Consider the following 22,686-nt stretch of genomic DNA (forward strand, 5'->3'; position numbering starts at 1 on the left):
ACTATAAATACTTTCGATTCCATTACGAGTTTACCTCTTTTAAAAAACAGTTAAGAGCACATCTTAAAACAAAAAGAGAGGCGGTGTTTAAACCGCCTCTCTTTGCTCAGAATTATTTTGTTAAGAGCTCATCCTTTAATAGAAACTTTTCAACTACTTTTGCAACACCATCATTCTCGTTCGTATCTGCAATGTAATCAGAAATCTTTTTGATGTCATCTGGAGCGTTGCCCATCGCAACACCAAGGCCAGCAAATTCAATCATTTCTTGGTCATTGTAGCTGTCTCCAACTGCGATGACCTCTTCACGTTTAATGTCGCACTCTTTAATGAGCTTCTCAAGGCTTGTTGCTTTTGTAATACCTTTATCAGTAAATTCAAGGAAGTAGGGCTTGGAGCGCATTACACTAAATTCTTCTCCTAACTCCTCTTGAAGCTTCTTTTCTACTTTTTTAAGGTGCTCTGGTTCACCAACCATTAAGACTTTAACGACTGGTTCTGTTACATTATCTATAAAGGAATCGACCACTTTAATTGGTAGCCCTGTTAGTTCTGACTCAATCGTTGTGTATGGATTCTCTTCTGTGGTAATAATTTCATCACCAACGTAGGTGTGAATATACACGTTCTCTTTAAGACTAATAGTATAGAGTCTTTGAACGGCTTCTATCGTTAATGTCTGACTGAAGAATTCCTCTTTCGAATGACAGTTGATGATCTTCCCTCCATTAAATGAAAGAATAAAGCTCTCGTAGGCAGCAAGTGAAAGTTCCTCTGCAAATGGAATCATTCCAAATGTAGGTCTTCCAGAAGCTAAAACAACTTTCAAGCCTGCTTCTTGTGCCTTCATTAACGCTTCTTTATTTCGAACTGAAATCATTTGTTTGGTATTGAGCAATGTATCGTCTAAATCTAATACAATCATTTTGTATGTCATGGTGAATAATCCTCTCTATTCCTATACTCTTTTATCATTCTACTAGATTTTACAACAAATGGGGTAGATGTTTGAAGTGTTAGAGTAAAAGGGAAAAAGTACCTTGAGAGATTGTTGAATTCATAATTAGAAAAAGAAACTATGAGATTTGGTGACTCCTATTGATTGAACCTTTACAAAGCATAATGATTGACCATGTTCGTTTAGGGGAGTATCTTTTAACTATATTATTTTTGGTTACAGTTAACTCACACTTATAACCTACTGGATCATAGGTATTGTTCCATCGTTACTATATTTTAAGTGAATTAAACAAATGAAGGAGAATGTAAGATGGAGAACTATCAAGAACTAACAGCAAAGCAAAAATCATTTTTCCGTAACGGAAAAACGAAAGATGTGCAATTTCGTATTGATACATTAACTAAATTGAAAGAGCTTATGACGTCACATGAACAAGAAATTTTTGACGCTCTTAAAGCTGATCTTAATAAACCTGAAGTCGAAACAAAGCGTGCAGAGATCGGTCTTGTATTAGGCGAAATTAATTTTATGATTGAGAATTTATCTTCTTGGTCAATTCCAAAAGAAGTGGAAACACCATCAACCCATGCAGGTGCGACAAGCTTTATTGTCCCTGAACCATATGGATCAACACTTGTTATTGCACCATGGAACTATCCGGTTCAACTTGCTCTCGCTCCACTAGTAGGAGCAGTTGCAGCTGGTAACAGTGTTGTATTAAAACCTTCTGAATTAACACCTCACACATCTAGTCTTTTAGCTAAAATGATTAATGAGAATTTCCCGGAAGAATACTTGTGTGTCGTTGAGGGGGAAGTTGAAACAAGCACAGCTCTATTAAAAGAGAAATTTGATTACATCTTCTTCACTGGTAGTACAGGTGTAGGTAAAATTGTAGCGGAAGCAGCGGCGAAGCATTTAACGCCTACAACCTTAGAACTAGGCGGTAAGAGTCCTGCGATTGTGCATGAAGATGCTGACCTGGATGAAACCGCAGCACGTATTGCCCGAGGTAAATTTGCGAATGCTGGTCAAACGTGTGTGGCACCGGATTATGTCCTTGCACACCGTAGCGTAAAAGATCAACTCATTTCTAAGCTTAATGATGTTATCACAAACATATATGGAGAGAATGTTTCCGAAAATCCTGATTTCCCACATGTGGTGAGCGAAAGACATTTTGATCGTTTACATGAATTCTTAAAAGACGGGGATTTAGTAGTTGGAGGTCAATCAGACAGATCGAACCTATTGATTGAACCTACGATTTTAGACAATATTTCTTGGGAAGATTCCGTTATGCAAGATGAAATCTTTGGTCCAATCTTACCTGTGCTAGTATACGATGAAACATCGGAAGCGGTTGATGCAATTGTTCAACGTCCAAAGCCACTAGCTCTTTATCTTTTCTCTGATGATGAAAAGGTACAGGATGATGTTCTAAATAACATTTCATTTGGTGGTGGCGCAATTAACGATACGATTAATCATATGACCACTCACTACCTTCCATTTGGTGGTGTGGGAAATAGTGGAATGGGAGCTTATCATGGTAAAGCAAGCTTTGACACGTTCTCACACTTCAAAAGCATTCTTAAACGCTCATATAAATAAGAACTAAAGAAGCAGGGAGTACATTCATCATGCTTTAGTGCTCACCATAATGGGTATAGTACCAATGAATAGCGGTCATTATAATATCCACTTGTAAAATGGATGGTATTTGGCTGCAAATCATCGGTATATCTTAATTACTTAGAAAGGGTGTAGGTAATGAAAGTTCTAATTGTTGGAGCAAACGGTCAGGTTGGGAAGCATCTTGTTTCTTTTATTCAAGACCATAAGGATTTGGAAGCCAAAGTCATGATTCGAAAAGAGGAACAAGCTTCCTACTTTAATGATTTAGGTGCGGATACCGTTGTAGTTGATCTAGAAGAAGACGTTAACGCTATAGCAAAAGCAGCTGAAGGTGTAGATGCGATCGTCTTTACAGCAGGTTCTGGACCAAACACTGGTGCAGACAAAACCATTCTAGTTGATTTAGATGGAGCTGTTAAAACTATGAAGGCAGCCGAAGAGGCTGGCGTAAAACGCTTCATCATGGTTAGTTCCTTCGACACAACGCGTGAAGCCATCCAATCAGCACCTTCATCTTTTGCGCCTTATGTAGCAGCGAAGCATTATGCAGATGAATGGTTAAAGACTACTGATTTGGATTACACGATTATCCACCCTGGAGCCCTAACAAATGACGAGGGTATTGGAAAAGTGAATGCCGCATCTAAAGTAGAAAGAAATGAAATTCCTAGAGAAGATGTGGCTAGTGTAATCGTCGCTACGCTAGAAAATAACGCTACGATTGGCAAAGAATTTCAAGTAGTAACAGGAACAAAGTCGATTAAAGATGAAATCAATTCGATCTAATGGAATGAAATGGCCCCTTGTATGATTTATACAAGGGGCTTTTGTTTTAACATTTTAAGTGTAAGTACATGATTTTTAGATCAACCATCCTTTTCAAAATTACAGCAACGTCCTAACTCCAACACTATCCAATGCTTCATTTACATCATCGAAATCATAAATCCTATTCTTAAGACAAAACTGAATCACTAAATCAAACGGGTCACTATCGGATAATGAGAAACCAGCTGAATTTAACAGTTGATCGGTTTCTTCTAGGTCGAGCTGAAGGGCAAGGGCGAGTGCAATGGCGGGCTTTTTACCAATTCGATAGTTAGGATTCGAACGGATTTTAGAAAAGTGCTTTCGATCGATTCCTGCTTTTTTGTAGATTTCTATATCAGTGAATCCTTTCTGATCAATCATTTGCAAAAGTTCGTATCGAAAAGGAGGTTTTGAATGGTTTGTCATATAAGTTGTTAGTTCTTCTGAAAATGTGTGCTCAACTTGTTCCTGATCAGAATTAGGAGCAGATTCATAACTATTCATGAGTGGTGGCTCTAGATGATTATTCATATATGTTTTTAATTCTAATAAAATCTTATTACTTAGCATAAACGATTCCTCCAAAATGTCGCTTCGTAGGCGACCAGATGATGGACTAAATTAGCTACTATTATATCATCAACACATTGGAGGAGATGAATGGTATGAAAAAAGGACTAACAGAAGTAGTATTTTTGCTAGATCGAAGCGGATCGATGGCGGGACTCGAGTTGGATACAATAGGTGGGTTTAATGGATTTGTTCGAAAGCAGTGTGAAGAAGAGGGGGAAACGCTTTTAACAACAGTTCTATTTGATGACCAATATGAAGTTCTGTGGGATGGTGTTGATGCAACCAAAGTGGTGCTAACAGATCAAGATTATTATGTCAGAGGGATGACAGCGCTTCTTGATGCTGTTGGTAAAACAGTGGTAACTGTAGGCAAGAGGCTATCTGAAACACCTGAACATAGAAAGCCGGAGAAAGTTATTGTAGTCATTACAACGGATGGGATGGAAAATGCGAGCCTTGAATACACTCATGAAAAGGTAAAAGAGTTAATTGAGCATCAGAGAGAATCGTATAACTGGGAGTTTATTTTCTTGGGTGCAAATATAGATGCTTCTAAAGAGGCTGCGAATATTGGGATTGTTGAGGAGGATGCGTATCAGTTTGAAGCTTCAGAAGAAGGTATTGATAACATGTATATGCAGGTTTGTAAGGCAGTTTCAGATAAAAGATAAACATAAATAAAGCATCTGCTCTTATGCAGATGCTTTATGATTACTTTGCTAATTCATCTCGATCGGCTGCCATAGGCGGTTGTTCTAACCATTTACGATCAATAAGCATTTTAACACCATCATTCGAGAACTTAGCGATTTCCGTGACTAACCTTGCAATATCAACCGAGATATCATATCTGAATGTTGACGTTAAGCCTATCCCGTAGTTAAACAAACTTCCTGCATTAGCTAATGCCACGTGATAAAGCATAAGCTTTTCGGAAAAAGGCGGCACTTTTGACTCTAGTACTTCAGGATCCCAGAGCTGAGGAGCTGGTAAGTGATCTTTGGTAAGAAGATCTTGAAGAATGACGATATTCTTATGGGAGATATCTCTTCCTTGCAACATGTACTTTTTGATATCTTCAGACTGGACTACCTGACTAAATGCCATCATAAGTGACTTTCCTAATTGATTTGAATCCAGGTTTACATACATGGCAGTTATTTCTGTGGAAGCCATTGGTCGTTGCTGTCCTATTAATTTATGTAAAAAGTCTTTTGAGTCAACGAACTTTACTTCGCTAGGGACAGGTATAAACGGAGCCCTTATAATTAGACCTTTTGCTAACATCGCATCCATCGTTTCTTGATACAAATCACTCATATCTTTAACACATTCCGAAAAGTATTCTCTAACGTCCTGTCTGAATGAAACGGTTAAAGCATTCGAAAACTGTAGTAAGTTAATTCTAGACGTTTCTTTTAGATAAAAGAGATAAAATTTATCAGTAAAAACAGCGGGTGCCTGGTCATTAATATCGTTTTTCCCAAATCCAGTTGGAATTGCAAAACTTTCTTTATTGAATAGTTCCTCTAACTTAATCATGTGTTGTTTTGTTATATTAATTGCTTTTTCAAGAATTGCTCTAATTCGATCATCGTCTACATTCGAAAGGTAATGTGTATATACACAGTTTAACAACGATTCACCTATATAATTTTTCCATAACTCACCCAACTCAGTGGATGTAAGAGTAATATGCCTACCATCTTGATTAGTCAAAAAATCACGCTCCCGGTATGTATTCCATATTAGCGTTTCCGTAAGGTGGTTGATTATTCGCTTAGATATATTAAAAAGAGAACATCTACTGACAGATGATCTCCTTTCGTTTTCCTTTTCTCGAATAATGCTAAAATCTTTCTTGTAAATAAAAACAATTGGTATATAAAACAACCACCAGGAAATCTTCCCCAGTGGTTGTAATGAAAGATTAGCAATCGTTTCCTTTAACAAATGAAGCGCCAATAATGATAAGAAGGATAAACAATACAACGATCAATGCAAACCCATTACCGTAACGAGCGCCACCAACCGGGTAACCACAGTTAGCTGGTCCAACCTGGTTTCCACATCCGTATCCATAACCATAACCCATGAAATCATCTCCTCTCATTGAATCTACTTTAGTATATGAAGGAGAGTGATGTAGTGAATGGGTGAAGGACTAGTTATATAAATATTAGATCTTTTCAAATGAACTAAATAAGGACTGCTATGTGCAAATAGCAGTCCCTTTCTTACCTTATTCAATTGTTAGTCACTTGAACCAACCTTTTTCTTTAAAACGCGATATCGCTTCAATGCGATTCGTCACCTCTAACTTATCAAGTATAACGGATATATAATTCCGAACAGTACCAGGTGTAATGTAGAGCTCACTTGAAATATCTTTCGTGTTTTTGCCATCAGCCATCAATTGAATCACTTGTTTCTCTCGTTCGGTTAGCGGATTTTCGTTTCCAAAAGCAAGATCAACTAACTCAGGCGAGAAGATGCGCTGGCCTTCCATTATTTTGCGAATAGAGGTGGCAAGTTCGTCACTTGGACTATCTTTAAGAAGGTAACCACTAACACCTGCCTTACGTGCTCGTTCAAAGTATCCAGCCCGAGCAAAAGTGGTCAGGATGATGATTCTACATGACTCGTTGCTTAATTCTTCAGCTGCATCAAGTCCGCTCTTTAAAGGCATTTCGATGTCCATAATGCAGATGTCAGGCTTTAGTTCTTTAACAAGAGAACAAGCTTCTTCTCCGTTTGTTGCCTGGCCGACAACCTCCATTCCTTCTTCAAGATCCAGTAAGGAGCCAAGAGCCCCAAGCAGCATACGTTGATCTTCCGCAAGCACGATGCGTATCACACCGATCCCTCCTGTTTGTTTTGTTGGATGACATTAGGTACACGAATGGTTAATACCGTACCATTATTTGATTGGATTTCTAGAGAGCCATTAACAAATTCTAGACGTTCCCTCATGCCTTGTAGTCCATTTCCTTTGAATGAGTTGGCCCCCTTAGGTATGCCTTGTCCATTGTCTTCAACCTGAATGAATACTTCGTTTGGAGATTGTTTAATGAGAACCCTACACCATGAGGCATTACTATGTTTCACAATATTGGTTACTGCTTCTTTAAGACACATGCTTAGGACGTTTTCTACTAATAATGGCGTATTATCTAGAGTTTGCTTACCTTCAAGGCGGAACTCCATCTCGGCAGCACTTAATAGTTGCTGAACACGAAGTAGTTCGTCTTCAAGCTTTGCTCCTCTCATATTTGAAACCATTTCACGCACTTCTTTTAAAGCTGTTCGAGCGGTTTGTCTAATGTCGTGAATCTCAGTAATTGCAGCTTCAGGCTTCACTGGAATTAGTTTTCTAGCAAGATCGCTTTTTAGGCCAATCATGGATAACTTTTGCCCGAGTGTATCATGTAAGTCTCGGGCAATTCGTTCCCGTTCTTCAATCACCATTAATTGCGATATCTTCTCATTGGCATTTTCGAGCTGCTCTTCTAATCGATGCTGTTTATTACGGTAGCGAATGGTAAAAGGTAACAGCGCTACACCAAGCACACAGACGAATATAAATGGAAGTTGCGGAAATAAAGCGTCATTATGAGTGAAGAAAATAATGACCGTTGCTGCGATTGTAGTTGTGAGATGAACAATGTATAAGGATAGGAATCCGGCTTTATTCTCAATGTTACCAATGAAAAAGGCTAAGAAGAGAGAGAAGTAAACGTAGCCAAACAAGATTGTCATTACAATGCTAATGGCCATTTCGATACTCACCCATAGGTACACAAGTTTACTATTTGAAATAAACGATAGTCGATAGGATAAGAAAAATAATAAAATGACGAAGATGCCGAATGTAATTTCAATTATCGATGATGATCTGAATATAAAGAAGAAGGGGAGTAGACAAAAGATAATCCAAACATAAGAACTAATTCCCGTATTCTTAGGGATTATATGATACCAATTCTGCATAGGCATCTCCTTTCTGATATAAGACTGTGATTACAGGATATACCATAAAAAATAGACTGTCACTTCTATCCAACTAGTATAAACGTACCTTGGACATTGAAAAACCCATTCAAAGCTGAATGGGTTTTTCAGGTGATGTTATTTTTCCTGAAGACTTGGTCTTTTCGTCATCATCGCCAACGCGGATGGATTCTTCAAAATTGGCTTCACTTCTTTAAAGCTAACGAACGTTTTGTTCTTCGTATCGTAAAGACGGAAGTTAATTGACTCCAGACTTGATAGAAGTGTAATGGTCGTTGCTTTATGCAGTGGTGGAGTCGATTCATGTGCTTTTTCAAGATTATAGTTCGGTACTCTTGGACTTAAGTGATGAACATGGTGATAACCGATGCTTCCGGATACCCATTGAAGGATTTTCGGTAGTTTGTAATATGAACTGCCATCTACAGCTGCTTTTACAAAATCCCACTCAGTTTCATCTTCGAAATAAGAATCTTCAAATTGATGTTGAACATAGAACAACCAGATGCCGAGTGAGCCTGCAACATAAAGGATCGGAAGTTGAATGATTAAGAAAGCTTTCCAACCAATTGCAAGAATCAATACAGAATAAATGGCTACAATGGAAGCATTTGTGATATATGTGCTCATGCGTTCTTTACGTTTAGCATCTTTTCGGTTAAGGCGATTAGTAACTAGGAACAGATAAATCGGACCGAGTCCAAACATGACAATTGGATTTCTGTATAAACGATAAGCAAGTCTGCCCCAAAACGATGCAGTCGCATACTCCTCAACAGTCATAACCCAGATATCCCCAGTACCGCGTTTGTCTAAATTGCCGCTCGTCGCGTGGTGGATATTATGCTCCCGTTTCCACTTTTCGAATGGAAACATCGTAATAATTCCTGTTATGGTGCCAACAATTCGATTGGCTTTCTGATTCTTGAAGAATGATCCGTGTGTACAGTCGTGAAAAATAATGAAAATCCGAACAACAAATCCTCCAGCAATCATAGCTAGTGGAACAGCTATCCAAGCAGACAAGCTTAGGCTCTGGTATGCAAGAAACCATAGCAATAAGAAAGGAAGAAGGGTGTTCAGTAGCTGTCGTACCCCTGCGACCGTGTCGGGCTTTGCGAAAGGTGATACACTTTTTTTCAATTCTTTTTGTTTTTGTTTGTTTTCATTCATATGGTTACCCCTTTGGTTAGGCTTGGTTGAAATAACTCTAATCCTAATAATAATGGAAGGGGTGTCTAGGTGTAAGACACAAACGTCAGTAAGGATACATGATATTTGTCATGGTTTCGTTGTTAGAATATGGAAATTTTGTCCTGTTAGTATGAAAGCACTTAAATTAAATAATGAAATTGATACCTCATGTAAAAAAGGAAGTTTGAAATTCCGTTCAATAGATACATGACAAAAGACCCTGATAGCTTCCTTTACAATGAATTATTAAACACGACTAGAATCGAATAAACGTCGAAATGTAAGGATATATAGCGCTTTCATTATTGTTCGCTAATATCCATCAAATTTCTACAGTATATTTAGTTGCAGGAAAAAAGTCCCTGTTTTATAATAAAGTTGTAACCTGTTTAAATACTTCCAAAATTAAAAAAGTCTACGATAAAGGCAAACTTGCTGGAAAGCAGGGACGCAAAATCACAGGCCTAACATTCCTATTGGAATCAGGCGGCTGGATTACCGAATAGCACTTGGGGGCTATTCAATATTCATATTGAGTAGCCTCTTTTATTACTTACAACTTAGAAAATAGCACATTTGAAAAATTAGTGAACGATAAGGGAGGGTGAACTGAAAGATAACACTACAGAATATTAACTAATTTACTAGTAAATCCTTATATTCAATCAAACTATTAAACGAAGGAGAATTCCTATGAAGAAACTACTATCAACTTTATTCGCGCTCATATTAAGTTTTAGTTTTGGAACAGGCGCTTTTGCATCTGGCCACAGCAGTAATCACCAAAAAGTGCTTGAAGATATCGAAGAAACGAATTTGGATATTAACAAAAAGATCGAGAAAGCTGTAGAAGATGCTGACCAGTTACAAGCAGAGTACCTTCAAGATGTGCGTGAAGTAGAAGAAGGTAAAGATATAGTCAAGTTAAAGGACGAGAAAGAAAAGGTTTTGGAAGAAGTTAAGCAAGCTGGAAGAGACGAAAGAAAAAGGGAAAGAGCTATAGAAAAACTTGAAAAATTAGATGCCAAAATGTCTGAGAAAGCTAGCAAGCTAGAAGAAAAGATGGTATCTATTCAAGGGGAATTAGATGAATTAACAATGCAACTTACTAGTCCAGAAGGCAAGGATAAAAAGAAGCTTGATAAGAAAGTAGCGAAATTAAAAGAGAAGATGAGTGAGTCTTCAATTGAATTGGAAGAGATCACAAATAAGTATACAGAAGACTTAAACAAATTAATCACGAAGGTTTACGATGAAACACTTGAAATGTCTACAAAGACAATTGAAAAAGCGAGTGAAGAAGGAGTTCAGGCTGAGTGTAGCTGGACACTTGTAAGATTTGCTGATCGATGGGTTTGGATTGATCCAGTTAAAGTTGTGGGTGTTTAATAAAAGGAGCGTTGAATTATTCAACGCTCTTTTAATATTGCATTCTATATTTAGGTTTACCAACATGAACTTAGTTAGGATTAAACCGAAATTAATATTTATAATGTACGAAAGGTATATTATATTGAATAAAAAGAGTTATATTGACATTTTATTAGCAGGTTAGAATGTATGAATGTCGTATATTAATATTAAGTGGAGGTATACACCTTACTTGGGCGATACTAAGATTCGAAAAAGAAATCTTTCATAAGGTCTTGTTATTTAAAAAAGATGGTGTATGTATTGTGAGGTGAAATGATGGAAGGGTTTAATATAGGTAAGAAGGGGACATCGCTTGAAACAGTGAAAAATGATAATAATGAAATTAGCCTTCTTTCTCATGGTGATGGAGTTGAAATATTACTACAATCCATTAGTGCAGATAAAATGTTTTATGTTTATCCTTCTGATAATCTTGATGTTATGGAGTTTTTTTATATTTTGTCTGGGCAAATGTTTTGTGAATTAGATGGTGAAAGAATAGAGTTAGGTCCCCAAGACTATTACTCTGCAAAAAACTTAAAAGCCCCTATTCACTTTAAAACTCTAACAAATGTTAAATATATTTGGATTGTAACTGAACAAACTTTTTTATATTTAAGCAATGATATTTCGGCTCTTAGAGATATTGTTAAAAGTGTAGAAAAAAAGGATAGGTATACATATCTGCATAGTGACCGAGTCGCAGAATACGCTGTGAAAATTGCGAAAAAATTAAATTTAAAAAAAGTTCAACTTAATACATTAACAAATGCTTCATTATTACACGACATCGGCAAAATAAATGTACCTGAAGAAATTTTAAATAAGCCCGGCCATTTAACAAACGAAGAATTTGCTGAGATAAAAAAGCACCCAAAAGATGGCGCGGAAATGGTGAAAGGCACTTACTATGAAGAACTGGCTCCAATTATTGAGCAACATCATGAACGGTTGAATGGATCCGGGTATCCTAGTGGATTAAAAGAAGAAGAGATTCTTCTAGAAGCTCGCATTATAGCGGTTAGTGACACGTTTGATGCTATGACGGAGGATCGGGCATATCGTAAAGCGATGAGTGCTGAAGTAGCTATAGATGAATTAAGAAGATTATCTGGCAGTCATTATGATCATGATGTCGTAAATGCTTTTGAACAGGTATTAAGAGAAGAAGGGCGTATCAAGTAATTTGTGTTTCTTCTCATTTAGATAAGAATAGTGTATGAAGAAGGAAGATGAATAGAGGATTTTATTATTTTCTCTTTATTATCATTTTGGTTTTATTAACGGGGTTCAATCTACTTCAACCTGGAAAAACGCAAAAATGTGTTCTAAGGCATGGGTACGCCACTTATCGTGTGGTTCTTAATCATGTGAATAAGGAAACTGAATATGCTTTAGATATGCCTTCTATTTCTACTGCATAAAATTTTTGAATAGATTAAATAACAGATATCGCATTTAGAGAAAATGCACTTGAACTTGTTATCTTTGGTAGTTTGTTGTTGTCAAGTTTATATCATACTGTTCTTTTCATTCAACGAAGACAGAATCATTCTGCTTTGTTTTTTAGTATTGTTTGCTTTTTGGTATGCATTAAATTGTAAGTATTGGCGCTGCGTTGGTTGTTATTCATACAAGGATGAGTAGTAGGGATCTAATCAATGTTGCTGATCACTCTCTCAACATAGCCAAGGAAAAAAGGGAGAAATCAGATTTGTATCGACTTTCCTGAAAAAATAATATCGTAAATTTTATAAGAATATCTAAACGTGAAAGACCACAAAGCATTCATTCGAAGCTTTGCGGTCTTTCACGTTTTTTAGCTATTCTAAATTAGCATGCTTCCCGTACATCTTATCCGTATCCAAACCTTTCTTCTCCATGAATCGTAAAATAATAGCATCATAGAAAAGTAAAAGAGTCTGTTCGAATAAAGATCCCATCGGCTGAATCGTTTCATAATCACCTGACTGATCCTTTGGTGAACCTGGTAGTGTTACGATGATGTCTGCTAGCTCGCCAATTGTTGAGTCGGGATTAATTGTTACAGCAGCGATCTTTCCGCCGATATTAGCGGCCTTATTCGCAATGGAAATGAGCTGTTTTGTTTCACCAGAACCTGATCCGATGATGATCAGATCACCTTCTTCAAAGTTTGGTGTGACCGTTTCGCCCACAACGTAAGCATCAATTCCCATGTGCATCATGCGCATCGCAAAAGACTTTGCCATAAAGCCAGATCGACCACCGCCAGCAACGAAAACCTTGTTCGCTTCGAGAATTTCGTTAGCGAGCTGTTCAGCTTCTTCGTCAGCAATGAGATCTACGGAACGATTTAGCTCATCAATGATTTCAGCTAAATAGTGAGTAGTCTGCATGATTAATTATCCTTTAATAAGCTCTTGCATTTTTGATGCAACGGCTTTTTTATCGTCTTCACCAGTAATACCGCCACCTACGATGACAAGGTCTGGTTGCACTTTTACAACTTCTTCAAGAGAATCAAGCTTAATGCCACCAGCGATTGCTGTTTTCGCATTCTTTACGACACCTTTGATGGTTTCAAGATCTTGGAAAGAGTTCTGGCCTTTCGCTTGAAGATCGTAGCCAGTATGAACGCAAATATAGTCAACGCCTAGTGCGTCTACTTCTTTAGCGCGAGTAGCGAGATCTTTCACTGCCATCATATCAACAAGGATTTCTTTCCCTTGTTTCTTCGCTTCTTCGACAGCACCTTTGATTGATTCATCTTCAGCAGCACCAAGAATCGTGATGATATCTGCGTTGGATTCAGATGCTTTCATAACTTCATAGCCTGCAGCATCCATAATTTTAAGGTCCGCAAGAACTTCAAGGTTAGGGAATGCGGCTTTCATTTCTTTGACAGCACGAAGACCTTCATTGATGACAATCGGCGTTCCAATTTCAACGATATCAATATGCTCCTGAACTTCTTTCACTAGTTCAATACCTTCTTTTGTGTTTACCAAATCTAATGCTAGCTGTAATTTCATAATTCTTTCACTCCCAATCCGTATTTTCTTAGTTTCTCTCTAGGTTATTTTCTCTGTGAATTGAAACCAATATTAACTTTTGTTCGGTTTAGTAGCAATTATATTGCTTAAGTCGATGTGCTGTAAGAAGAACACAGTTGATTGTCCGAAAGTAGAGTATTCCCTTACAGAACGTGTTGAAACATCAATTGCCATTCTTGACTTAAGATATAAATAGGTTAGGAGGTTAAATCACATTCACAATGTCTTTGGCAAACTGATTAAACGAAAGCGTCTGTATAGCGTAATTAAAAAGCCGCTGTTCTCTATCAAATTTGAAGGAACAGCGGCTTTTTGATTATTTTAATGTTCTACTAGTAGTAGAATTTCTTCTTTAATGGTTTCCCATGCAAAAGAAGTCGTATCAGTTAGCATGAAATGTTCTGCTGCAGGAAGCTCAATAAACTTTACGAAGTCACCTGCACCTTCCGCTTCTCGATGGTAGTGATCGCTAATTCCTATCGGCACGTGGACATCAAGTGAACCATGTACTAGAACCTGCTGAACGCCTAGCGGAAGTAGTTCAACTGGTGAAGCATTTTTATAGCGCTCAGGTATGTCTTCAGGTGATCCGCCCATTAGCTCAGCTGTAGGGTTATTTGGCTCAAGTGAAAGAACCTTGTCTCGATAATGGTGAACGCCGTGCATCATCTCTAGATCATTTACACCAGCAAGGCTGATGACGCCGTGAATAAGAAGGGGATGTTCAGTAATGTAGAGCTCACTATTACGGTCAATGCGGTGGCGAGCTGCTAACCAGGTTGCGAGATGGCCACCAGCAGAATGTCCGATTGTGACAACCTTCTCTAAGTTGAGGGGGTATGTTTCTGCAAGAGTAGTAAGGTAGTCGGTAGCTTTAGCTGCGTCAGTAAGTGTTCCAGACCAACCCCCGCCATCATGACCAGTGCGTCGATATTCAATATTCCACGTGGCAAAACCGCTGGCTGTTAAATCTTCAGCAACTTCTTTCATTAACTCAAGGGTAAACGGCTTACGCCAGAAACCACCGTGAATTACGATTGCTACAGGGTGTGGTCCATCTCCTTTAGGAAGGCGAAGTTCTCCGAATTGATTTTCATTTTCTCCGTAAAAGATTGTTTCCATGCTTTCACCTCAAATGACATGATTAGATCCAACTCTATTATCTCATAATCTTATCAGAGAAGGTAATGGTCCCCCATTGTAAGCAAAAGCTTTTTATTTTGGGGTCGAGTAAACTTTGCTCTTAAAAACCTATTTAGAAAAAACATTTTATCTTTTATTACTATTTTTATTGTAATGAAACCATTAATAATGTAATAATAAAAACAGACGATAAATGAAAGCCCTTACTTATAGCGTGGATAGATAGATTGTGACAAAGGTACTGTACTAGAGGAGGTATGTAAATGGTCTACGAAACAACATCCGTATTAGAAAGAACAGAGAGCAATTACGAGGATTATCCTCGACCACAAATGAAACGTGAGTATTGGTACGACTTGAATGGTGAATGGCAGTTTGAATTTGATGATGAAGATCGTGGAGAAGGTGAAAAGTTTTATTTACAAGAGAGGGATCTTACTGATTCCATTCAAGTGCCTTATGCATATCAGAGTGCAAAATCTGGTGTTCAAGTAGATGAAATTCATGAAGTGGTTTGGTATAAGCGTGAATTCCATTGGGACATAGACGGTAGTAAGAAGGTTTTGCTTCATTTTGAAGCAGTAGATTATTATACAAAAGTTTGGGTGAACGGGGAGTATATTGGGGACCATGAGGGTGGACATACACCATTTAGTTTTTCAATTACAAATGCGTTAAGTGAAGGTCATAACACTGTTGTGATTAGAGTTGAAGATCGAAATAGTGTTGAACAGCCGATTGGAAAACAGTCATGGAAAGGCGAAAATTTTTTATGCTGGTATTCAAGAACAACAGGAATATGGCAACCTGTTTGGCTAGAGGAAGTACCGACTTATCATATTGAAGATGTGAAGATGACGCCTTCAGTAGAAGATGGCAAACTATCCATTGAAGCGACTCTTCCTCGCCAAAAACAAAAGGCGTACCTCGAAGCATGTGTTTATTTTAAAGGGGAATGGATCGACACGGTTGGTGTATGGGTGAAAGAGTATCAAACGAGCGTAGAACTAACAGCGAGCGTTGATTCTGACCAAGCTAATTTCCGCGTGTATTACTGGACACCAGATACGCCGAATTTGTATGATGTAACGTTTTCGTTAAGTGTTAAAAATGAAGTGATTGATAAGGTTGATAGCTATTTTGGTATGAGAAGTATTGAAGTACAGGATGGAAGGGTTCTTCTTAATAAAGAAACGTTCTATCAAAAGTTAATCCTCGACCAAGGGTATTATCCAGACTCACTAATGACAGCTGATTTTGAGCAAATGAAGACAGACTTACTCAAAGTGAAGGAAATGGGTTTCAATGGTGTCCGTCGTCACCAAACAATTGCTGACAGACGTTATATGACGCTTTGTGATCAGTTGGGTCTAGTGATGTGGGCTGAGATGCCAAGTAGCTTCAAGTTCACATGCAAATCGATGGCTCGGATGATGGATGAAACGAGAGAGATGGTTACAAAGCATTATAATCACCCTTCCGTTATCATCTATACGCTAATGAATGAGTCGTGGGGTGTGAATGAAATCTATCATCGAGAAGATCAGCAAGCCTTTGTAAACGCTATCTATTATCAGACGAAGGCCCAGGACCCTAATCGTCTCATTGTTGGTAATGATGGTTGGGAGCATACAGTCACAGATTTATTAACGATACATGATTATAATTCGGATGCCGATTCTATGAGAACGAGTTACGAGAATAAGAGTGACTATGTAAACGGTAGCCCGTCGAAGACGAGTCGAAAGCAAAACTATGCAAAAGGATATGAGTATAAAGGTGAGCCGATCATCATTAGTGAATATGGCGGCATTGCTTATGGTAGTGAATCAAGAGAAGAAGAGTGGGGATATGGATTCAGGCCTCATACTCAGGAAGAAGTCATTGATCGTTTAACGGCGTTAACGAAAGTCATCATGGAGAATGACGCCATTCAGGGGTTCTGTTATACGCAGCTAACAGATGTTGAGCAAGAAGTGAACGGTCTTCTCGACGATCGCCATGAAAACAAATTTAATACAGAAGAGATTAGGAAGATTCTATTATCTAAGCAGTCGAACGGTTTTATCTTTGAATAAAAAGGAGGAAGTAAACCATGGAAACAGCTAGAAACTACTCGTCACCTGATGTGGATACCAAAGAGGATATTCGAACGAAAGAGTTTGCTTCATATTTTGGTTATGGGTTCGGACAATGCATTAGCTTCGGGTTAGTAGGGTCCTACATTTTATTTTTCTATACGGATATTCTAGGGATTTCAGCTGCAGCAGCAAGTATTATTTTCCTAATAGCCAGAACTTGGGATGCGATTAACGACCCAATGATGGCTTCTGTAATGGATACCCTGCATTCAAAGCATGGGAAATTCCGTCCGTATTTAAAATACATGCCGTTCTTTGTCGCGTTGATTACGATTGTGTGTTTTCTACCTTTAGACGGTATTAGTCCAACAGCGAAATTACTATATGCTGGTGGGACGTATATCCTATGGGGGATGATTTACACGGTTTCTGATGTTCCTTATTGGTCACTTTCTTCTGTTATGAGTCAGGATGCGCAGCAGCGTACGAAGCTAATCACATTTGCAAACATGGGTGTTTTTGCTGGGATCGCCTTGTCACCAGTACTATTTGTTCCCCTTGCTGAATGGTTAGGTGGAGGTGATAAAGGACAGGGATATTTCCTTGCCACCGTTGTTCTTATGGCTTTTGCTCTGCCTATTATGTTGAATGGTTTTAAGAATACGAAAGAACGAGTTAAAGCACCAAAAACGAAAGTGAAGCTTTCAGATGCAGCGAGAGCGATTAAGGCAAACAAACCAATGTTTGCAGTATTAGTCGTTTTCTTCTGCAATGTGTTTATGAACATAACTCAAGCCTTGAACGTATTCTTTTTCACGTACAATCTTGGAAACGCTTCCTTGATGTCCATCTTCGGGATAATTAGTTTAGCGAGCTGTATTGGTTTCTTCGTTATTCCGTCCTTAGCAAAGAAATTTAAAAAGAAACATATGCTGATGACGATTGTCGCGCTTGACATTGTTATTCGAATCATCTGGTTTACTGTCGGTTATTCTAGTGTATTCATTTCCTTTGTTTTCATAGCAATCACAATGCTACTTTATACTGCAACAGGTCCATTAATTTCATCTATGCTTGCTGAAACGATTGAATATACCGAATTGAAAACAGGAAAACGAAACGAAGCGATCATTTTTTCAGGACAAACATTTACTGGTAAGCTTTCCGTTGCTATTGCTGGCGGTGCTACCGGACTAATTTTGACATGGATTAATTACCGTCCTAATGAGGTCCAAACAGATTTCACTCTAGATATGATGTTTTTCGTTATCGCGCTTTTACCTGCACTAGGATCTCTCATCAGATTAATTGTCATGTATTTCTATTCTTATACAGAAGATGAGTATAATGAAATCGTAGAAAAATTACACGAGAGAAAGATGAGGGAAGAACTGAAAGCCTGAACAGTAAAATGAACGTAGCCCCCTGGTCTTTAAGGGGGCTAATACTGTTTAGTAGACAGTTTGTTATAATAGTTTTGAATGAATAGATGACAATCATGGTGGTGTTTATTTGAAAAAGTTGCAACTGTCTTTTGACAATATCGTTCCGATCAGTAAAGCGCTCGCTAACCAAACTCGTGTGCAAATTCTACAGCTTCTAAGTGAAAAGCCCTACAATGTAAATGATTTAGCTGAGAAGTTGAGCTTGCCCTTTTCAACAACAGCTTCACACGTAAATAAATTAGAAGAAGTAGATCTAATCGTAACTAATCTTGTACCTGGAAGAGGAACCCAGAAAGTAAGTGCCATCAATTACGATCGAATTGTAATGGATCTATATACGGAAGATGAACAACGTGCAGAACATGAATTAACCTTTGAAATGCCTATTGGTGATTATCTTGACTGTCATGTTGTTCCGAATTGCGGAATAGTAGATGAGAAAGATTTTATAGGAATGCAGGATGATCCGCGATCATTTTATGAACCGGATCGAAAGCGTGCTCAGCTTCTGTTCTTTAAGGATGGATATGTAGAATATCGTTTTCCTAACCGTATTCCATATGGGTATCAAGCAAGTGAATTGGAAATTAGCACTGAAATTTGTTCTGAAGCACCAAATCATAAGTTAGATTGGCCTTCTGACATAACAGCTTGGATTAATCACGAAGAAATAGGAACATGGACATCGCCAGGTGACTTTGGTGGTGAAAGAGGTTTATTAACCCCCGAATGGTGGCGAACAAATCTTACTCAGTATGGGATATTAAAGCGATGGAAAGTAAACAAGAGCGGGTGTTATGTTGATGGAGAAAAGGTTTCCCACCTTACCATCGATCAATTCAATTTATCAAGCTACCCTTATATTGCTTTTCGTTTGGGTATTAAAGAAGACGCTGTTAACAGCGGTGGAATGAATTTATTTGGTCCTAAGTTTGGTAACCATGAACAGGGGATTGTTGTTCATATAAAATATGAGCCAAACATAGTGGGAGAGTAAGTAGAAAAACTCTCTTAAAAAGTAATAAGAGAGTTTGATTACTACTTTATGAAAGAATAATGAGGCCTATTTCCCACTTCTAATTCCTTTTGCAATGCTATAAAAGTTGTTTACGATCATAAACGAACCTGTATTGCCTCCGCCTGATCCAGTGACACTGTTACTAACAGATATAGGCGAAATAGTATGAGCGCATTGTACGACTGTTCCACTATTATTTGTGATAATAACCGGTCCTTTGATAAAGCATCCCACTTGCGATCACTCCTCTACAACGTCTACTTTCAGTATATGGACAAACAGCAAAAGTGCTTGGACATCATTCAAGAAAAATATAGTGTAAAGGAAAAAACGCTCATCTCTGAGCGTTCTGTTTGTTTACCAGAAAAAGAATGGTGAATAGCTGTAAGCTGCAATTGATGCAAGTCCAACAGCAATGAGGGCTGCCCCTAAAAAGAAGTAATTTCCAAAGCCAGATCCATCATTACCTTCTCCATCCATAGGGCGAAGGTAAACATGTTCATTATCGCAATGATCGATGTATCCGTAATGGGTAGTTCCACCATGACAGCGAATCGCTACACATCTACCAATATTGTTCGTAAACTCGTCGTGAAAAGACATCAGTTTTCCTCACTTTCGTTATCGTGCTAGAGTCACATTATTAAACTATGAAGTCATAACTAGAAACGTTTGGACAGGAATGGAGAGGTAGAGAATTGTGCCTTTAAACTGGAAAGAAAGGACCCTCCAAATTTTTATTATTTTGTGATGAGTAATAAAGACACAAAAGACTGAGATCAAGATTATGATCTCAGTCTTTCTACTATAGAAATACGATTAGCGCGATTCCACCTATGAATAAACAGCTAAGAATGATTTTTCCGTACAAAGGGAGTTGCTCTTTCCCTTTTTCATTTATCCGTTCTTCCTCTTCATCGACAGTATCTTTATATTTCGTATTACAGCAGCCCATCTAACCTCCCCTTTTAAATTAGAATTTCATCAAGACCTTGAGTGGGGTCACTGCTCCTAGAGGTCCGATTGTTTCACTTTACGCCACGCTGTCCTTGGTCAATTCAGAGATGTCTTCTTCAAGTGGCGTGTTGGCAGCACGCTGTTTTCTTGCTGAGAAGAAGAAGGCAACGATGACGGCAATTGTAATGATTGTTGCGCCAATATAGGCAATGTTCATTGGCAACCTAAATCCAATTGGAGCGTTTAAAATGTACGTAGTAGTTGCCATTGTGATGAAAATAGCTGGAATCATCGCAATCCAATAGTTCTTTTTCGCAATGAATAGATACATAGCACCAACCCATAGTGCAATCATAGCTGTTGATTGGTTAGCCCATGAGAAGTAGCGCCAAAGTAGAGTAAAGTCAATTTTTGTTAGACCGAATGCAACCACGAAAAGTGGAAGAGCGATCCAAAGACGGCTAGATACTTTACGTTGTGAGTAGTTGAAATAATCGGCAATGATCATACGTGCACTTCGGAATGCCGTATCGCCTGATGTAATTGGAAGTACGATAACACCAAGAATAGCTAGCGTTCCACCGATTGCGCCCAGCATTAATGTAGAAGCTTCACTTACGATCGCAGCAGGTCCGCCGTTAGCAAGCAGTTCATTCAATCCTACAGGACCATTAAATAGGCTCATTGCAGCAGCAGCCCAGATCATTGCAATAACACCTTCAGCAATCATCATACCGTAGAAAATTTTGCGCCCTTGTTTTTCATTTTGTGTTGTACGTGAAATAATCGGTGTTTGTGTTGCGTGAAAACCTGATAGTGCTCCACAAGAAATCGTCAAGAATAAGAGCGGGAATACCGGTGCACTGTCAGGGTGAAGGTTGCTTAGTGTGATTTCTGGAATTGGTGCACCTGTGACCACAAGTCCTGTCCCAACACCTATTGCACTGATGAGTAGCAATGCGCCGAATATGGGATAAAAACGTCCAATGATTTTATCTATCGGTAGCAATGTCGCAAGAATGTAATAAACAAAGATTGCACCGAGAATAAGGCCCATTGTAGCCCAGCCATTCATTAGGTTACTTAAGAGACCAGCAGGTGCAGTAACGAACACTGTTCCAGTAAGGAGAAGTAACAATACAGCGAAAGCGTTTACAACATGCTTCATCACTTTACCAAGAAATCTACCAGCAAGCTCAGGCAGGTGAGCGCCCCGGTTACGAATGGAAATCATTCCAGTTAAATAATCATGCACGGCTCCAGCGAAAATACAGCCAAATACGATCCACAGAAAGGCAACCGGACCATAAAGAGCTCCTAGAATTGGTCCGAAAATAGGGCCGACACCGGCAATATTTAAGAGTTGGATTAATGAGTTCTTTTTTGTGTTCATCGGTAGGTAATCAACACCATCTTGATGCGTGTATGCTGGTGTTTGGCGTGCTTCCTTAACTCCGAAAGTCTTTTCTACAAATTTACCATAGGTAAAGTAACCGATAATGAGAAGTGCAACTCCTGCTAAAAATGTATACATAATATCAACCCTTTCCGTTCTTTGTATGCGTTTACATATAGTATAAGAGAGAAAAGGGGTGAGTAGGGTGTTTTGACGTTAACATGCAATAATGAGTGTCCAACATGCAAGAAATAGAGGCTGACATGCACTCTTATTTTATAGTTCTAGTTTTGCACGAAGGGGCTTAACGTAATTGCGGCTTACTGAGAGTTTATCTTTCACTCCTTCTAGCTCGAGTTGATATGCACCATTAAACCACGGTGTAAGGCGTGTTACATACTGAAGATTTACAACATAGCCTTTATGAATCCTAAAAAAAGAATGAGGGGAGAGACGGCTTTCAAGCTCTTTCAGAGTTGTCTTCACTTCATATGCACTGCTTCGTGTAATGATCCGTGAAACTTTGTCATCGCGGAAAACATAAAGAATATCACTTGGATCAAGGTAGTGAATATCCCCTTCGATTTCAATTGAAAGTTTGCTTTTCTTCAGCGGCTCTTGGTCCCCTTTGTGTAAAGGGTGAACCATTCTCTCAAGGCGTTGCACCGTTTGTTTTAGCTGTTCTTCATCGTATGGTTTGAGCAAATAATCTACAGCTTCATAACGAAAGGCTTCAGCAGCGAATTCAGGATAGGCAGTAGCAAAAACAATGAGCGGCGGTTTTTTCAGCTCAATTAATGCTTTTGCTGCTTCCATACCATTCATACGGGGCATCTCTACATCAAGAAACACAACGTCAGGTTGAAGCTGAAGGGCTTTAATAACAGCAGCCTCACCAGAATCTGCTTCTCCTAAAACTTCTATCGCTTGGAATTGATCAAGAAGATGGACTAATTCCTGGCGACTGTAACGTTCATCATCAACGATCAGTATTTTAATCTTGTTCATATC

At 38.5% G+C, this 22,686-nt stretch carries 23 protein-coding genes and 1 riboswitch; of the genes, 8 read left to right on the forward strand and 15 right to left on the reverse strand.

Going from position 1 to position 22,686, the window contains the following annotated elements; all coding sequences use genetic code 11:
* Positions 1–112: 112 nt before the first annotated feature.
* Positions 113–937, reverse strand: a complete 825-nt coding sequence (locus JI666_RS15545; RefSeq protein WP_206893470.1) for a Cof-type HAD-IIB family hydrolase — start codon at positions 935–937, stop codon at positions 113–115.
* A gap of 333 nt (positions 938–1,270) precedes the next feature.
* Between JI666_RS15545 and JI666_RS15550 the strand changes: the two genes are divergently transcribed.
* Together JI666_RS15550 and JI666_RS15555 are read left to right on the forward strand one after the other, a co-directional pair.
* Complete coding sequence (locus JI666_RS15550; protein WP_206893471.1) at positions 1,271–2,575, forward strand: aldehyde dehydrogenase; 1,305 nt, start codon at positions 1,271–1,273, stop codon at positions 2,573–2,575.
* A 159-nt stretch (positions 2,576–2,734) separates the two neighbouring features.
* Positions 2,735–3,385, forward strand: a complete 651-nt coding sequence (locus JI666_RS15555; protein WP_206893473.1) for an SDR family oxidoreductase — start codon at positions 2,735–2,737, stop codon at positions 3,383–3,385.
* Between the two features lie 99 nt (positions 3,386–3,484).
* Here the strand turns inward: JI666_RS15555 and JI666_RS15560 are convergent, their stop codons facing one another.
* Entirely contained in the window at positions 3,485–3,979 is a 495-nt protein-coding gene (locus tag JI666_RS15560) for a hypothetical protein (protein WP_206893475.1), read from the reverse strand.
* Positions 3,980–4,074: 95 nt separating this feature from the next.
* Between JI666_RS15560 and JI666_RS15565 the strand changes: the two genes are divergently transcribed.
* Positions 4,075–4,653 (forward strand): vWA domain-containing protein, encoded by a 579-nt coding sequence (locus tag JI666_RS15565; protein ID WP_206893476.1) that lies wholly within the window; start codon positions 4,075–4,077, stop codon positions 4,651–4,653.
* A 40-nt stretch (positions 4,654–4,693) separates the two neighbouring features.
* Here the strand turns inward: JI666_RS15565 and JI666_RS15570 are convergent, their stop codons facing one another.
* The 5 genes from JI666_RS15570 to desA all read right to left on the reverse strand — a co-directional run bounded on the left by JI666_RS15570 (position 4,694) and on the right by desA (position 9,166).
* On the reverse strand, positions 4,694–5,701 hold the full coding sequence (locus JI666_RS15570; protein WP_206893478.1) for a DUF3231 family protein: 1,008 nt from the start codon (positions 5,699–5,701) through the stop codon (positions 4,694–4,696).
* Between the two features lie 211 nt (positions 5,702–5,912).
* Positions 5,913–6,077: a YjcZ family sporulation protein gene (locus JI666_RS15575; RefSeq protein ID WP_286170873.1), complete on the reverse strand. Its 165-nt coding sequence runs from the start codon at positions 6,075–6,077 to the stop codon at positions 5,913–5,915.
* 162 nt (positions 6,078–6,239) lie between these two features.
* Entirely contained in the window at positions 6,240–6,839 is a 600-nt protein-coding gene (locus tag JI666_RS15580) for a response regulator (protein ID WP_206893486.1), read from the reverse strand.
* Positions 6,836–7,972: a sensor histidine kinase gene (locus JI666_RS15585; protein ID WP_206893488.1), complete on the reverse strand. Its 1,137-nt coding sequence runs from the start codon at positions 7,970–7,972 to the stop codon at positions 6,836–6,838. Before JI666_RS15585 ends, JI666_RS15580 begins: the two co-directional genes overlap by 4 nt.
* A 138-nt stretch (positions 7,973–8,110) precedes the next feature.
* The gene (gene desA / locus JI666_RS15590) at positions 8,111–9,166 is read right to left on the reverse strand and encodes a Delta(5) desaturase DesA (protein WP_206893490.1); all 1,056 of its coding nucleotides are present in this window, start codon (positions 9,164–9,166) and stop codon (positions 8,111–8,113) included.
* A gap of 436 nt (positions 9,167–9,602) precedes the next feature.
* A riboswitch (cyclic di-GMP riboswitch) is annotated at positions 9,603–9,690 on the forward strand.
* Positions 9,691–9,880: 190 nt separating this feature from the next.
* Here desA and JI666_RS15595 point away from each other — a divergent pair.
* The gene (locus JI666_RS15595; RefSeq protein ID WP_206893491.1) at positions 9,881–10,576 is read left to right on the forward strand and encodes a hypothetical protein; all 696 of its coding nucleotides are present in this window, start codon (positions 9,881–9,883) and stop codon (positions 10,574–10,576) included.
* A 297-nt stretch (positions 10,577–10,873) separates the two neighbouring features.
* Entirely contained in the window at positions 10,874–11,785 is a 912-nt protein-coding gene (locus JI666_RS15600; RefSeq protein ID WP_349769346.1) for an HD domain-containing phosphohydrolase, read from the forward strand.
* Between the two features lie 638 nt (positions 11,786–12,423).
* Here the strand turns inward: JI666_RS15600 and hxlB are convergent.
* The 3 genes from hxlB to JI666_RS15615 all read right to left on the reverse strand — a co-directional run bounded on the left by hxlB (position 12,424) and on the right by JI666_RS15615 (position 14,757).
* A complete protein-coding gene (gene hxlB, locus JI666_RS15605) occupies positions 12,424–12,978 on the reverse strand; it encodes a 6-phospho-3-hexuloisomerase (protein WP_206893493.1) in 555 nt (184 codons plus the stop codon).
* A 6-nt stretch (positions 12,979–12,984) separates the two neighbouring features.
* Positions 12,985–13,614: a 3-hexulose-6-phosphate synthase gene (hxlA, locus tag JI666_RS15610; RefSeq protein WP_206893497.1), complete on the reverse strand. Its 630-nt coding sequence runs from the start codon at positions 13,612–13,614 to the stop codon at positions 12,985–12,987.
* Positions 13,615–13,956: 342 nt separating this feature from the next.
* Complete coding sequence (locus tag JI666_RS15615; protein ID WP_206893498.1) at positions 13,957–14,757, reverse strand: alpha/beta hydrolase family protein; 801 nt, start codon at positions 14,755–14,757, stop codon at positions 13,957–13,959.
* Between the two features lie 284 nt (positions 14,758–15,041).
* Between JI666_RS15615 and JI666_RS15620 the strand changes: the two genes are divergently transcribed.
* From JI666_RS15620 to JI666_RS15630, 3 genes are all read left to right on the forward strand, one after another.
* Positions 15,042–16,856, forward strand: coding sequence for a sugar-binding domain-containing protein (locus tag JI666_RS15620; protein WP_206893499.1), 1,815 nt, complete (start codon positions 15,042–15,044; stop codon positions 16,854–16,856).
* Positions 16,857–16,873: 17 nt separating this feature from the next.
* Positions 16,874–18,262: an MFS transporter gene (locus JI666_RS15625; RefSeq protein WP_206893501.1), complete on the forward strand. Its 1,389-nt coding sequence runs from the start codon at positions 16,874–16,876 to the stop codon at positions 18,260–18,262.
* Positions 18,263–18,371: 109 nt separating this feature from the next.
* Entirely contained in the window at positions 18,372–19,301 is a 930-nt protein-coding gene (locus JI666_RS15630) for an ArsR/SmtB family transcription factor (RefSeq protein ID WP_206893502.1), read from the forward strand.
* 66 nt (positions 19,302–19,367) lie between these two features.
* Here JI666_RS15630 and JI666_RS15635 read toward each other — a convergent pair whose 3' ends face one another.
* The 5 genes from JI666_RS15635 to JI666_RS15655 all read right to left on the reverse strand — a co-directional run bounded on the left by JI666_RS15635 (position 19,368) and on the right by JI666_RS15655 (position 22,683).
* Positions 19,368–19,556 (reverse strand): spore germination protein, encoded by a 189-nt coding sequence (locus JI666_RS15635; RefSeq protein WP_211201534.1) that lies wholly within the window; start codon positions 19,554–19,556, stop codon positions 19,368–19,370.
* Between the two features lie 123 nt (positions 19,557–19,679).
* Entirely contained in the window at positions 19,680–19,925 is a 246-nt protein-coding gene (locus JI666_RS15640) for a hypothetical protein (protein WP_206893504.1), read from the reverse strand.
* A gap of 202 nt (positions 19,926–20,127) precedes the next feature.
* Positions 20,128–20,277, reverse strand: a complete 150-nt coding sequence (locus JI666_RS15645) for a hypothetical protein (RefSeq protein WP_206893506.1) — start codon at positions 20,275–20,277, stop codon at positions 20,128–20,130.
* Between the two features lie 78 nt (positions 20,278–20,355).
* Complete coding sequence (locus JI666_RS15650; RefSeq protein WP_206893508.1) at positions 20,356–21,813, reverse strand: carbon starvation CstA family protein; 1,458 nt, start codon at positions 21,811–21,813, stop codon at positions 20,356–20,358.
* Positions 21,814–21,951: 138 nt separating this feature from the next.
* Positions 21,952–22,683: a LytR/AlgR family response regulator transcription factor gene (locus tag JI666_RS15655; protein WP_206893509.1), complete on the reverse strand. Its 732-nt coding sequence runs from the start codon at positions 22,681–22,683 to the stop codon at positions 21,952–21,954.
* Positions 22,684–22,686: the final 3 nt, after the last annotated feature.

This window comes from Bacillus sp. NTK071, from assembly GCF_017303315.1.
Taxonomy (GTDB): Bacteria; Bacillota; Bacilli; order Bacillales; family Guptibacillaceae; genus Guptibacillus.